The sequence below is a fragment of the Fibrella rubiginis genome (assembly GCF_017353185.1).
GTDB lineage: Bacteria > Bacteroidota > Bacteroidia > Cytophagales > Spirosomataceae > Fibrella > Fibrella rubiginis.
Window position 1 is genome coordinate 14,661 of record NZ_JAFMYV010000019.1, and the last position, 13,374, is coordinate 28,034.

At 54.3% G+C, this 13,374-nt stretch carries 10 protein-coding genes; 5 read left to right on the forward strand and 5 right to left on the reverse strand.

Annotation, left to right across the window (positions count from 1 at the left end; translation table 11 throughout):
* Positions 1 to 67: 67 nt before the first annotated feature.
* Together J2I47_RS25520 and J2I47_RS25525 are read right to left on the reverse strand one after the other, a co-directional pair.
* Positions 68 to 1,504: a SusD/RagB family nutrient-binding outer membrane lipoprotein gene (locus J2I47_RS25520; protein WP_207367461.1), complete on the reverse strand. Its 1,437-nt coding sequence runs from the start codon at positions 1,502 to 1,504 to the stop codon at positions 68 to 70.
* A 152-nt stretch (positions 1,505 to 1,656) separates the two neighbouring features.
* Positions 1,657 to 4,794 (reverse strand): SusC/RagA family TonB-linked outer membrane protein, encoded by a 3,138-nt coding sequence (locus J2I47_RS25525; RefSeq protein ID WP_207367462.1) that lies wholly within the window; start codon positions 4,792 to 4,794, stop codon positions 1,657 to 1,659.
* A 335-nt stretch (positions 4,795 to 5,129) separates the two neighbouring features.
* On the opposite strand from J2I47_RS25525, the gene J2I47_RS25530 reads away from it, so the two are divergent.
* Entirely contained in the window at positions 5,130 to 5,570 is a 441-nt protein-coding gene (locus tag J2I47_RS25530; protein WP_207367463.1) for a DUF3592 domain-containing protein, read from the forward strand.
* Positions 5,571 to 5,633: 63 nt separating this feature from the next.
* Here the strand turns inward: J2I47_RS25530 and J2I47_RS25535 are convergent, their stop codons facing one another.
* A complete protein-coding gene (locus J2I47_RS25535; protein WP_207367464.1) occupies positions 5,634 to 6,884 on the reverse strand; it encodes an MFS transporter in 1,251 nt (416 codons plus the stop codon).
* A 282-nt stretch (positions 6,885 to 7,166) separates the two neighbouring features.
* Here J2I47_RS25535 and J2I47_RS25540 point away from each other — a divergent pair, with 282 nt between their 5' ends.
* Both J2I47_RS25540 and J2I47_RS25545 read left to right on the forward strand, forming a co-directional pair.
* Positions 7,167 to 8,306, forward strand: a complete 1,140-nt coding sequence (locus tag J2I47_RS25540) for a Gfo/Idh/MocA family protein (RefSeq protein ID WP_207367510.1) — start codon at positions 7,167 to 7,169, stop codon at positions 8,304 to 8,306.
* Between the two features lie 148 nt (positions 8,307 to 8,454).
* Positions 8,455 to 9,600 (forward strand): Gfo/Idh/MocA family protein, encoded by a 1,146-nt coding sequence (locus J2I47_RS25545; RefSeq protein ID WP_207367465.1) that lies wholly within the window; start codon positions 8,455 to 8,457, stop codon positions 9,598 to 9,600.
* A gap of 164 nt (positions 9,601 to 9,764) precedes the next feature.
* Here J2I47_RS25545 and J2I47_RS25550 read toward each other — a convergent pair whose 3' ends face one another.
* A complete protein-coding gene (locus tag J2I47_RS25550) occupies positions 9,765 to 9,980 on the reverse strand; it encodes a hypothetical protein (RefSeq protein ID WP_207367466.1) in 216 nt (71 codons plus the stop codon).
* 76 nt (positions 9,981 to 10,056) lie between these two features.
* Here J2I47_RS25550 and J2I47_RS25555 point away from each other — a divergent pair, with 76 nt between their 5' ends.
* On the forward strand, positions 10,057 to 11,109 hold the full coding sequence (locus J2I47_RS25555; protein WP_207367467.1) for a sugar phosphate isomerase/epimerase family protein: 1,053 nt from the start codon (positions 10,057 to 10,059) through the stop codon (positions 11,107 to 11,109).
* A 100-nt stretch (positions 11,110 to 11,209) separates the two neighbouring features.
* Here J2I47_RS25555 and rhaT read toward each other — a convergent pair whose 3' ends face one another.
* Positions 11,210 to 12,244, reverse strand: coding sequence for an L-rhamnose/proton symporter RhaT (gene rhaT, locus J2I47_RS25560; protein ID WP_207367468.1), 1,035 nt, complete (start codon positions 12,242 to 12,244; stop codon positions 11,210 to 11,212).
* 526 nt (positions 12,245 to 12,770) lie between these two features.
* Here rhaT and J2I47_RS25565 point away from each other — a divergent pair.
* Positions 12,771 to 13,364: an RNA polymerase sigma factor gene (locus J2I47_RS25565; RefSeq protein WP_207367469.1), complete on the forward strand. Its 594-nt coding sequence runs from the start codon at positions 12,771 to 12,773 to the stop codon at positions 13,362 to 13,364.
* The last annotated feature ends 10 nt before the right edge of the window (positions 13,365 to 13,374 follow it).

The window sequence follows — 13,374 nt, forward strand, 5'->3', positions numbered from 1 at the left end:
CTTACGCTAGAATAGTCTTGCTTCAGCGTCAGCAATAAATCGTAAGTCGTCAGTCGTACATCGTAAATCACTTACTCCACCACAGCTTTGTTTTCATCGTGTTACTGCCACCCATGCTGGTGAGGGCAGCTTTGAAATTGTCGGTGTTGAGGTTTTCCTCGTTGGATGGGTAGGGGAGGCGTTGGGGCAACACACCGTCGTTGTAGTTGGTGGCCGGGATTTTCAGGGCCGGAATACCCGTCCGGCGAACTTCCGTCCAGGCCTCTACGCTTTGCCCGAACAAGGCCAGCCATTTTTGCTCCATTACCTGCGTTAGCGCCGCTGCGCCGGTGCCCAACTTGTTCACTGTGAGGTAGTCGGCTGGTAGTGTCAGGCTGTATTGCGTCATCGAAGCGCGTATGCCTTCCTCATAGGCTTTGGCCGCATCACCCGCCGCCGTCACGCCGTTCAGGGCGGCTTCGGCCTTGATGAAGTTCAGTTCGGCATAGGATACCAGCACGCCCGGCGTAATGCCCCGCGCAAAATAATCGCCGATTTTCGAGGTCTTCGTCAGGCCCAGTGCGGAGGCGTCGGCGTTGGGCAGGCCGTTGGGAACGCCCGCGTAGGTACCACCACCCGCAGGCAGGGCGACATAAACAGCCAGCCGGGGATCTTTAAGGGCCGTCAGCTTGTCGGCCAGCGTTTTGCTTACCCGATGATCGTCGCGCGTTTTGCGGTTTTGGTTCGTCGGGTTATTATTGGGCGCGTCGGCCAGGTACGTTAGCTGAATATTGTCGGCGTTGCCTGTTAGCACGGGGTACTTCGTAGGGTCGCTCAGTATACGGGCCATCTCGGCTTTCGCGTCGATGGGCGAATCGGTTTTGCCCACCATCCGGTTCAGGAGGCGCAGGCTCAGCGAGTTGGCGAACTTCTTCCAGCCCGTCATGTTACCTGCCAGCAGAATGTCGGCAGTCTTGTCAACGGCCTTCGTGTTGATGAGGTCGCTGGCCGTTTTCAGGTCGGCCACCAGTCCGGCGTACACCGTTTTCTGCGCGTCATATTTGGGCAACACGTTGCCTTTGGTGCCTAGCAGGGCCTCTTTATACGGAATGTCGCCATAGACGTCGGTTAGTTGCGAGAACACATACGACCGCATAATCAGCCCAATGGCCTGGTAATTCTCGTTGTTCGTTGACTTACCCAAATCGATGATTTTCTGGAAATCGGCGTTGGCTTCGATGTACAAATCGCGCCAGGGGGTGTCTTGCACGTCGGTAGTGAAATTGTACTGGTCCACCTCCGTATACTGAATCCGGGCCAGGTGCTGCGCCCATAGCGGTCCCACATCGAGACCCAATGACCCGCCCTGTACCGAGTTAACGGCCAGCTTAATACCGTGGGGCAACAGCAACTCCGGCGGCAAGCTCGTAGGGTCGTTCGGGTTGGCGTTGATGGTATCGAAATTTTTCTCGCAGGCAGTCAGAGAGAGTGAAAGAGCGAGAGAGAGAATGAGTGTCTTTTTCATGTGAGTGACACCCCACCCCCGCCCCCTGCCCCTGAAAATCAGGGGAGGGGAGTCGCTCCGGCATAAGCTCCGCTTCTCTACTAAGTTGGCGAAGCTGCTCTAGAGCGGCTCCCCTCCCCTGATTTTCAGGGGTAGGGGGCGGGGGTGGGGTTTTACAGGTTGAATCCCAGATTAAAGCCAATGCTGCGGGCCGAGGGCAGGTTGCCGTTTTCGAAACCCTGTACGTTGCCGTCGCCGTAGTAGCTGGTTTCGGGGTCGACGTGCGGCACTTTCGAGTAGAGCAGGGCCAGGTTTCGACCTACTACCGACAGCGTGACACCCCGGAACGGCGTACGGCCAAACCACTTGTTGGGCAGCGCCACCGAGAACCGAGCCTCGCGCCACTTCACATAATCGGCGTCGAACATGTAGGCCTCGTTGTTGTTCCGGTTGTAAAAATTGTGGTAATAGTCTTCCGGCAGGGCCACCCGCGTGGTGTTGGGCTGGTAGCTGAAGGTGCCGTCGGCGTTCTTGATTTCCACCACGCCTTCGCCCACAATACCCCCCTCACGACCGGGCAGGGTTTCGGCCAGAACGCCCGTGTAGCGGCCAATGTTGACCGAGTGCGCAAACAATTGTCCACCCACGCGCATATCAAACAACGTACTGAACGTCAAGAACTTGTAGGTGAACGAGTTTTGAATACCGCCCGTCCATTTCGGCATAATGTTGCCGATCACCTTCCGGTCCGATGACATAACGGGGTAACCCTTGCTATCAAAAATCAGGTTACCCGATGGGTCGCGGCGGTAGTAGGTGCCGTAGAAATTGCCGTAGGCGTAGCCGGGGCGGGCCTCCAGAATCACGTTGCGCAACAAGGCACCCGTGTTGATCTGGTAATTTGGTAATCCGCCCAAATCCACCACTTCCGACCGGTTGCGGGCGTAGTTGATCGTTACGTCCCAGCGGAAGGGCCCCGCCTTCACCGGTGAGCCACTCAGTTCCACTTCCCAACCCGAATTGCGGATTTCACCGGCGTTGATGATCGTGTTGAAATAGCCCGAACTCTGCGGCACGTTGGCCCGCAAAATCTGGTCGAAGGTCGTTTTCGTGTAATAGGTTACCTCCAGGTTTACGCGGTTGCCAAACAGCCGGGCTTCAACACCTGCCTCGGTAGCCCGCGTGATTTCGGGGCGGAGGTTGGGGTTGTAAATCAGGTTGTTTTCCGAAAACGTGGTGGTGGCGCCCCAGGGGTCTTCGGCCTGATACACCTGCGCCGTGCTGTAGGGGTCGGTGTCGTTGCCCACCTGCGCCCACGAAGCCCGCACTTTCAGATACGGCAGCGTACTCGACTGAAAACCAAGCGCATCGGTCAGAACGGCACTCCCCGAAAACGACGGATAGAAATAGCTCCGGTTGCCAGCAGGCAGGGTAGATGACCAGTCGTTGCGGGCCGTTATGTCCAGAAACAGGTAGTCGCGGAAAGAGAACGTACCCGCCGCGTAGAGGCTGTTCACGCTCTTTTCGGTAAGCCGGTTGTAGTTCGTGCGGGCCACCGACGCGTTGCCGATGTTGTAGAGGTTCGGGATTTTCAGCTCCGGTGCGTACATGTACTGCCGCTCGAAATAGTTGTAGCGCCGGTTGCCACCCAGGTTGATTGTGGCTCGAAAATCGCTGAACGTTTTGTCGGCAGTGACCAGGAAATCGGAGTTCGACTCACGGGTAAACACGTTGTCGAGTGCGAAATCACCGTTGGGAATGCCCACACTCCGCGCCCGTTTGGTGTTGCGCCGGTCCAGCGACACGTCGGTGCCGGTGCGGCCCATAACCGTGAGCCAGGGCAGTGGTTTGTAGATCAGTTGCACGTTGCCCACGATCCTGTCTTTGTCGTTGGCGTAGAGCAGCTTGTTTAGCGCGAAGTAGGGGTTGTTCCAGTAATTGAGGTTCCAGTTACGCTGTACGGGCCATTGGCTGGGGTCGGTGCCGGGTTCGGTATACTGCTTCAGGTCGTCCAGATCCACCTGCCGACCAAACCACGTCCAGTATAAATTCAAGTTCTGCCGATTGTCTGACCCGTCGCGGATGTAGTTGACCGCCGTGCGCACGGTCAGGTTTTTGGCCAGGTTATAGCCCGCGTTGAGGGCCACGTTCTGACGGCGGTAGTTGGTGTTGGGGTACATGCCGCTCTGGTACAGGTTTGTAAACGACAGCCGCATGTCGCCTTTGTCGTTGCCGCCCGTAATACCAATGTTCTGGGTGTTGGTCATACCTACCTCGTGAAAGTTCTTCACGTTGTCGGGCCGGGCAATCCAGGGCGTGGCCGTCCGCACACCCGTAGTGGGGTCAACCGGCGAGTTGAACTGCGGAATCAGCCGCCCGTCGAGCTTCGGTCCCCAGCTTTCATCTACCCCGTCGTTGGTGCCGCCGCCTTTACCATCGACATAGGCAAACTGCCCTTTAAAGCCCTGTCCATAGTCGTTCTGGTAGTTGGGCAACCGAAACGGCGTGTCGAAGGTCGTGTTCAGGTTACCCGAAATACCCAGCCCTTTGCTGCCTTTGCCCGACTTGGTCGTAATCAGAATGACCCCGTTGGCCGCCCGCGAGCCATACAGTGCCGCCGCATTGGCCCCCTTCAACACCGAGATATTGTCGATATCGTCGGGGTTGATGGCCGACGCGCCGTTGCCATAATCAACCGTCACGTTGTTGGTGTTGCCTGTGCTGCCCGGTGCGGTGTTATAGCTGCCGTTGTCAATCGGGATGCCATCGACCACAAACAGCGGCTGGTTGTTTGAGCCTATGGAGTTGGCCCCGCGAATCAGAATCCGCGACGACGCCCCCGGCTGACCATTAGATCCCGTCACCTGCACCCCGGCAATCTTCCCCGACAGGGCGTTAACCAGGTTGGTGGGCCGTGCCTGCGTCAGTTCCGAGCCTTTCAATTCTTGGATATTGTAGCCCAGTGCTTTCTTGTCGCGCTCGATGCCCAGGGCCGTCACCACCACTTCGCTCAGTTGCGAGGCATCTTCGGCCAGGGTCAGTTCCAGTTCGGTGCGGTTGCCCACCACTACCTCCTGCGATACGTAGCCGATATACGAGATCACCAGTCTGTCGGTGGGCGAGGCCGAGATCGTGAAGCCCCCTTCGGCATTGGTAGAGGCCCCGGTGTTGGTGCCCTTCACGAGCACGTTAGCCCCCGGCAGGCCCGCCCCGTTGGCCGATAGCACCCGGCCTTTGATGGATTGAGCTATGGCACTGCTGGCGCAAAGCATCAGACAGAGCAACAGCCCATACAGGGTAAATTTTCTCATAATCAGTTGACGTTAAGATAAACAGGTTGTATTCTGATATTCTGCACTTCCAGAAATATTCAACCGATTATTTGGTATTAAAAACGTATTACAAAATTTTCAATAACAATTATGATTTAATTAAAAAACATCTTGAAAGCATTCAATTTTATACAGACGTAGATGATGGGCATAAAAAAGCGGTGTCAGATTTGAGCCAACACCGCATTTTTCGTGTTAAGTAGTTACACTTATATATGTGTGAATTACGGTGGCAGGGGGTTGACGGCGTACTTATAGAAGCAGTAAGTTTACGGTCGGCTTCAGCGGTGTACATTCGCCGTTGGCCCCCTGCAATGAATGCCGACAAATTCTGGCTTCTTTTCTTAACCGTATTTTCTCTTGTAGGGGTTATTTGCTCAGGGATTGCCTACTGGACCTGGTCTAAAAACCGTACGCTCAAGGCCAATGGAGTTGAAACCACGGGTGTTGTCGTTGACCTTCGGCAACAATGGAAACCTGCTCCCAACCGCAGCACAGCCCTTGCAGTAGTGGTTCAGTATACTGACGCTCAGCAACAGCCTCGTGTGTATTATTCCCAACTCTACACTACTCCGCCCCTTTTCCAGCCGGGCGAAACCGTGCGACTCTGGTATCGGCCCGAAGCGCCCAACGATGTATTGCTGGAGGGCAAAGACGAATGGCTGATACCCGCTGTTTTGGCTGGGTTTGGCCTCGTTTTTAGCCTGATCGGCTTGCCTGGTTTAGTGAAGGCACTGCTAACTAAACGGGCCTGAACGGCAAACGAAAAGGCCGGAAGATCGCTCCCCCGGCCTTAAATCAGTTAGCCATTGACGTACCTACAATTGTGGCTGCCGGGCGGCTACTTCGTCGAGCGAGTGGTCTACTTTGCGGTTGCGCATAAAGAACCATAGCCCCGTGAAGGCCACGATCAAAATAATGGGGAACGTGGTCATTCTGAGCAGCGTAGCCTGTCCGGCGGCCAGTTCAAGTGCATCACCCGCTTTGCCTGCTGCCGCCTGAATAACGCGTTCAGAGTCGATCCAGTGACCAATAATAGGCTGAAAGATAGACGTCGAGAACATTCCTACACCCCCTACAATCGACATACCAAGCGCACCGCTTAACGGAATCCGTTCGGCCACGAAGCCGATCATGGTGGGCCAGAAATAACACACGCCGATGGCGAAGAAAACAGCGGCAACGTAAGCCATTGCGCCGGTTTGGGTACTGAACAGGTAAATACCGATGGTGGCGAAAATGGCTCCACCCAGCAACACGCCGGTTTGGTCGAGGCGGTGGATGATTGGTCCACCAAAGTACCGGCCAACGGCCATCAAACCTGTTACCAGGGCCAGAATCAGCATGGGGCTAGCGCCACTTTTGCTCATAATGAGGCCCACCCACTGCTGCGGTCCGAACTCGGAAATAGCCGTCAGCGCCATGCAGCAAAAGATAAACAGGTACAGCGGCGTGAGCATAGCCTGGAAGTTTTTGCCCAGCGACGTTACACCTTCCACGCGGGGCTTTGGAAACGCCTGTCCGAAAAACAGGAACGCATAGATGAGGGTCGGCACCATAATGGCCCAGATCTGAGCCTGCCATGAGAAACCGCCATCAGTCATAAATTTCGACAGCAGGCTACCCACCACAATGCCACCGGGGAACCACATATGGAAGCGATTCAACTGTTTGTTCATCTGCGCCCCCGAATACATGTCGGCAATCAGTGGATTACAGGCCGCTTCGGTACAGCCATTGCCGATACCGATGAACAGCGTCGAGATCAGGAGCCCCGTGTAGCCACCCGAATAAATCGTCAGCAGAATACCCAGCGTGTGGGCCACAAAGGCTACCGTCATAATAATTCTTGGCCCCACCGTGTGGTAGACCAACCCGCCCACGATCATGGAAATGGGAAAGCCCAAAAACCACATCGAGTTGATAAAACCCAGTTGTTCGGCGCTCAGGCCAAACTCGGTACCTAGCTGCGGCAGAATACCCGCCCGTATGCTGAAGGAAAAGGCGGTGGTGATAAGGGCAAAGCAGCTTGCCAGAAAAAGCCGCGATGGATTGACGGTTTGATTCATGATCGGAAGGAGATAGGATGATTTTAGTGAAACAAGTATTCTCGGTTTTTGTAGAAAGCAACCGAGTTCCGCTTATTACCCTGAATACAGGATGCTCTTCCGGCTAAAGTTCCGAAAAAAAAGTAAATCAAGCCTCTTTTACGATTTGATGCGATAAGGGTTGCTTCGGGGTGCCTGCCCGTCCTTACTTTGCAGCCAAGAGCCTTACCAACGTCGTTTATGACTATTCAACCCGATAAGAACCCTACGTTTATTCCCTCCACTACGCACCGCAAACTCCGCATGGGCATGGTGGGCGGTAGCCTCGACGCTTTCATCGGGGCCGTGCACCGCCGCGCTGCCGTTCTCGACAATGAGATTGAACTGGTATGCGGGTCATTTAGCTCTAACCCCGAAAAATCGCGGCAGACGGGCCATGCGCTTTACCTGCCCCCTAACCGGGTTTACGATACTTTCGAAGACATGATTCTTCGGGAAAAGGAGCTTCCCGAAGGTGAGCGCATGGATTTCGTGACTATTGTGACGCCCAATCACATGCATTTCGCCCCAGCCAAAATGGCCCTCGAAAACGGCTTCCACGTGGTCTGCGACAAGCCCATGACGCTGAACCTGGCCGAAGCCCGCGAGCTAAAACGCATTGTGGAAGAAACGGGTCTGCTCTTCTGCCTCACCCACAACTATACCGGCTACCCGATGGTGAAAGAAGCGCGGGCGATGGTGAAAGCGGGCAAGTTGGGCAAAATTCGCAAAGTCATCGTCGAATATCCGCAGGGCTGGCTGGCGCAGTTGGTGGAAGCGACGGGGCAGAAACAGGCAAGCTGGCGCACCGACCCGGCCAAATCAGGCGCAGTGGGTGGTGTGGGTGATATCGGTACGCACGCGGAAAACCTCGCCGAGTACATCACCGGCCTGAAAATCACCGAACTCTGCGCCGACCTCACCATTTTCGTGGAAGGCCGCCTGCTCGATGACGACGCCAACATGCTGCTCCGGTTCGACAATGGTGCCAAGGGACTACTCACCAACAGTCAGATTGCCAACGGCGAAGAAAATCCGTTTTCCATCCGTGTCTACGGCGAATTTGGTGGACTGGAGTGGCATCAGATGGAGCCTAACACGCTGATTTACAAGACCAACGAGGCTGGTGCCCGGCTCATACGCACGGGTGTGGGAGACCTCTCACCCGAAGCACAGGCCAACACGCGCCTGCCCGCTGGCCACCCCGAAGCGTTTCTGGAAGCCTTCGCCAACATCTACACGGCTTTCGCCCAAACCCTCCGCGCCCGCCTCAACGGCACCGAACCCGACCCCATCCGCCTCGATTTCCCCGGCGTGGAAGAAGGTGTTCGCGGCATGGCCTTCATTGACACCGTCGTTGCGTCGGATAAATCAGATCAGAAGTGGACGAAGTTTATTGAGTGACAAAAGCTAAAACACAGCGTTGCACGGAGACACCCGGAGATTCACAGAGAAATGAATTCTATTGCAATGCCTCTGTGAATCTCCGGGTGTCTCCGTGCAACGCTGTGTTTTAGCTCTTTTTTAACCTTTTCAATACAATCCCCTAATCATGCAAAAAATTCAGGTTGGTGTTGTTGGCACCGGTTTTATTGGTCCCGCGCATATCGAAGCCCTCCGCCGGTTGCCCAATGTAGAAGTGGTTGCTCTCTGTGAAGTGTCGCAGGAACTGGCCGAAACGAAGGCCGCTCAGTTGGGTATTCCCCGCGCTTACACGTTCGATGAACTACTGAAGCAGGACGACATTCAGAGCATCCACATTTGTACGCCCAACTTCCTGCACTACAGTCAGTCGAAAGCGGCGTTACTGGCGGGCAAGCATGTGATCTGTGAGAAACCACTGGCCAAAGATTTGCACGAGGCCGAAGAACTGGTCCAACTGGCCAAAAAGTCCGGTCTCGTCAACGCCGTGCATTTCAACCTGCGCTACTACCCGCTGGTGCGGCAGATGAAGGTCATGCGCGAGAAAGGTGAACTGGGCGATGTCTACAGCATCATTGGCTCGTATTTGCAGGATTGGCTTTTCTACGAAACGGATTACAACTGGCGGCTCGAACCCGATAAATCAGGCGATTCACGTGCCATTGCCGACATTGGGTCGCACCTGATGGACATCATCGAATACGTCACGGGCCTGAAAACGACCGCCGTACTGGCCGATTTTAACACCATCCATAAGACACGGAAAAAGCCCCTGAAGCCCGTAGAGACCTATTCGGGCAAAATGCTTCAACCCGATGACTACGCCGATGTGCCGATCAACACCGAAGACCACGCCAACGTGTTGCTCCGGTTCGACAATGGTAACCGGGGGGTCGTCACTGTGTCGCAGGTATCGGCGGGGCGCAAGAATCAGTTGAAGCTGGAGATTTCGGGGGCAAAAAAGACGTTCGCCTTTGATTCAGAATCACCCAACCAGCTCTGGATGGGCAACCGCGACGGCTACAACCAAACCGTCACCGACGACCCCTCGCTCGTTCACGCCGAGGTACGGTCGGTGATTGGTTTCCCTGGCGGCCACAACGAAGGTTTCCCTGACACCTCCAAGCAGATGTTCAAGGAAGTCTACGCCGCCATTGAGGCAGGCAAGCAGCCCGAAAACCCGACATACCCAACGTTTGCCGACGGCTATCGTGAGTTATTGATCTGTGAGCGTATCTTGGAATCGAACAAAAGCCAAAGCTGGGTAAACGTGTAGATACAAAAAGGCCCGGTGTTGAACCGGGCCTTGTCTATTTTATTTGGTTGCGCATGCTACAGGTTAGACGCGTACTTACTCTTGTGAAGGACGATACGCTTGCCTTGGTCAAATTGCTCTACGTCCAGAATTTCCTCAAAACGGATCACATCGTCCGACAATAGTTACAGCACCCGCTCCATTTGGTGGTCATTGCGCTTCAACAACCGTTCATGGCGGGTTAAAATATCCGTATGCTCTTTCAAAATGACGCTATGTTCACCAAGCTTCTGGTTCACACCAACAAGCTCGTTTTTGACTCCGCGTAGTTCGTCAATAAATACATCCTGCTTGATGAGCATCTCTGCCAGTAGCTCAACGATGCGTCCTTCATTCTGCATAGGTATCGTAGTGGTTAGTTGTCAGCAATATAACGCTTTTACCTACTGAGTCGTTACAACCCCAATCTTCCCAAATATGAAATCACTAAAAGGCCCCGGTATATTTTTAGCCCAGTTTATGGGTGATAATGAGCCGTTTAACAATCTCGACAGCATCGCCCGCTACATGGCCAATCTCGGCTATAAGGGCATTCAACTTCCCACTTGGGATGCACGTGTGATTGACCTGCAACAGGCCGCCGACAGTAAAACCTACTGTGATGAACTGAAGGGTAAACTCGCCGACATTGGCGTGGAAATCACTGAGCTGTCTACCCACTTACAGAGCCAGTTGGTGGCCGTCCATCCTGCCTACGCCCCTATGTTCGACGGATTTGGTCCGGCTGAACTGGCAGGCAAACCCGCCGACCAACAGGCATGGGCGGTGAACCAGATGATGCTGGCCGCCAAAGCCAGCCAGAACCTGGGACTGACCTCGCACGTATGCTTCACAGGGGCTTTGCTATGGCCGTTTATGTATCCGTGGCCGCAACGCCCGGCGGGTCTGGTCGAGACGGGATTTGCTGAACTGGGCAAACGCTGGAAGCCCATTCTCGACGCCTTCGATAATGCAGGTGTAAACGTAGGTTACGAACTGCACCCCGGCGAAGATGTTCACGACGGCGTCACGTTCGAATTGTTCCTGAAAGCCGTTGGCGATCACCCCCGTGCGGGCATCAACTACGACCCCAGCCACTTTGTATTGCAGTGCCTTGATTATCTGGAGTTTATCGACATTTACCACGAACGGATTTTTGCCTTCCACGTCAAAGATGCCGAGTTCAACCCTACTGGTCGGCAGGGAGTATATGGCGGTTTTCAGGGCTGGGTAGAGCGGGCCGGACGGTTCCGCTCCCTCGGCGACGGGCAGGTCGATTTTGCTGGTATTTTCAGCAAAATGGCGCAGTATAACTATGACGGCTGGGCCGTTCTGGAGTGGGAATGCGCTATTAAACATCCCGAACAGGGTGCCGCCGAAGGGGCACCGTTCATCCAGAACCACATGATCCGCGTTACCGAACGCGCCTTCGACGATTTCGCCGGTTCCGGTGCCGATGAAGCGTTTAATAAGAAGGTGCTGGGATTATAACTGAGTTCAATGTTTAATGTATAAAGTCCAACGTTGGCTGACGCGAGAGTGTGCATGCGTCAGCCAACGTTGGACTTTATACATCAAACATTGAACTCAGTTAAAGTTGGCTTCCCATGCCAATCAGCACCGTCGAGAGAATAATGATGCTCAGTCCGGTGTAGACGATGCGGAGCGTGGAGGGGCTGGAGCCTCGCCATTCGTGGAGGAAAAGGCCCCAAAGCGTGCTGAAGGTGATGATGAAGGCCATGTGTAATGTCCAGCCCGCAAACCGGAACGAGTCGCCAAGAAAGGTGTCGCCCATGCCGTAAAAGAAGAACTGAAAATACCAGGTCGTACCCGCCAGAACGGCCCACAAGTAATTATTTTTTAGAAGCTTGGAGGTATTCAGGTAATCGCCAAACGTTTTGTTGCGTGTGTTCAGGATCATGCACCAGATGAAGTTGGTGGTGAACCCGCCGAAAAGCAGGACGGGGTAAATGGCGTTGTTCTGGTAAAGCGGGTCGGTGCCGTTTTGAACAGCTAATACGGCAATGGGGTGCCCGGCTGTGAGGCCAAAGGAGAAGCAGGCGCTCAGAATACCCGATACAGTAGCCACGCCAATGCCGCGCCGTAGGTCAAATTCTGCTACGGTAGCTTTCTGCTGTTCAGCATCCAGTTCCTTCTCTTTTTTGAAGCCCGCCAGTCCGCAAATGGCAATGCCGATAAGGCACACTACCACACCCGCCAGCGTAAACTGCCCGGTGCGGGTGGTAAGTAATTCATGAAAACGCCCTGCCCAGATGGGCGGCACCAGCGTGCCAAAGGCCGAACAGTAGCCCAGCGCTACGGCCATACCCAGCGAAATGCCCAGGTAGCGCATCGAGAGGCCGAAAGTCAGGCCGCCAATACCCCAGAGTACGCCAAAGAAGTAGGTCCAGCCGAGGGTGGCGGTATCGGCGCTCATAATAGAATCGACCAGGTGATGCACCGTCAGGCTACCCATAACCCAGGGAACGAGTATCCAGGAAGTCAGCCCGCCCACGATCCAGGCGCTTTCCCATGACCAGCCTTTTACATTGCGAAACGGAAGATAAAATGAACCGGAGGCGAAGCCGCCCAATGCGTGAAACAAAACACCCAGTATTGCAGTCATCGAGATAGGGTAGGAGGTTGGTTAGACAAGTGGGGAAGATGCATAAATCTCCGCACTTCCGCTGCCTGCACTTTCCCAGGCTTACTCAACTGGACTGCGGTCGTTTGCTATAAACGCAAAAAGCCCCTCGGTTGCGAGGGGCTTTCTGTAAGCGGTGGCGAAGTAAATTACTTCGCTGAGTCAGATGCCATTGATGATGACATGGCTGAAGTTGATTCAGCACCGGTAGCCATCGTGGTATCCATCGACGCAGCCGATGAATCCATAGACATAGTTGACGTTGACTCAGTTGTTGACGTAGTCTCAGCTTTCTTCTCACAGCTAGTAGCCAGAGCAAGGATTGACATTACGAACAGGGCAGATTTTGCGAAGCCTTTCATGATCTTATGTGTTTAAATGTTATTGGTTAACTTTCCATACGTTAATACAGGGGGATGAAGAAGGTAACCCACCATCCGTAAAAATTTTTTTAATTTTTTTTTGGGTTACCCCTGGCCCCTCTTTTGTATTAAGAAGTGATCGTTACATGCGTGAAACAACACAGTTGATTTGGACAGACGACGATCTGCTGAGCGGGTTGGCCGAAGGGTCTGATAAAGCATTAAGCCAACTCTACCGGCAGCATTACCCCATGGTTTCGCACCTTGTGGTGTCGAATAGTGGGTCGGATGAAGACGCCAAAGACATTTATCAGGAAACACTCATTGTGTTGTATGAGAAAGTGTCGGCGGGAGATTTTGATCTGCACTGCCAGCTTAAAACGTTTGTCTATGCCGTGGCCAGACGTTTATGGCTCAAGCAGTTAACCTTACGCGGGCGCTCACCGATGTTACGGGCCGCGCCCATGGATGATGAACCTGCTGATGATGTGGCCGAGGATCTGGCTGAGCATCAGCGGCGCGAGAACCAGTTTGCCCAGATGGCTACCTCGCTCGATCAGTTGGGCGAACCCTGCCGGACACTGCTGGACGATTTTTACGTCCGCCGCCTGTCAATGCAGGCCATTACGGAGAAGTTTGGCTATACCAATGCTGACAACGCCAAGACACAGAAGTACAAGTGCCTGACGCGGTTGAAGCGGATTTTTTTTAGAGACTACCAAGACGACCACTACCAATGAACGCCGATGA

Coding starts and splice junctions, on each gene's coding strand:
- J2I47_RS25520 (WP_207367461.1), bottom strand. CDS start 1,504: ATGAAAAAGACACTCATTCTCTCTCTCGCTCTTTCACTCTCTCTGACT.
- J2I47_RS25565 (WP_207367469.1), top strand. CDS start 12,771: ATGCGTGAAACAACACAGTTGATTTGGACAGACGACGATCTGCTGAGC.
- J2I47_RS25530 (WP_207367463.1), top strand. CDS start 5,130: ATGAATGCCGACAAATTCTGGCTTCTTTTCTTAACCGTATTTTCTCTT.
- J2I47_RS25550 (WP_207367466.1), bottom strand. CDS start 9,980: ATGCAGAATGAAGGACGCATCGTTGAGCTACTGGCAGAGATGCTCATC.
- J2I47_RS25525 (WP_207367462.1), bottom strand. CDS start 4,794: ATGAGAAAATTTACCCTGTATGGGCTGTTGCTCTGTCTGATGCTTTGC.
- J2I47_RS25540 (WP_207367510.1), top strand. CDS start 7,167: ATGGGCATGGTGGGCGGTAGCCTCGACGCTTTCATCGGGGCCGTGCAC.
- J2I47_RS25545 (WP_207367465.1), top strand. CDS start 8,455: ATGCAAAAAATTCAGGTTGGTGTTGTTGGCACCGGTTTTATTGGTCCC.
- J2I47_RS25555 (WP_207367467.1), top strand. CDS start 10,057: ATGAAATCACTAAAAGGCCCCGGTATATTTTTAGCCCAGTTTATGGGT.
- rhaT (WP_207367468.1), bottom strand. CDS start 12,244: ATGACTGCAATACTGGGTGTTTTGTTTCACGCATTGGGCGGCTTCGCC.
- J2I47_RS25535 (WP_207367464.1), bottom strand. CDS start 6,884: ATGAATCAAACCGTCAATCCATCGCGGCTTTTTCTGGCAAGCTGCTTT.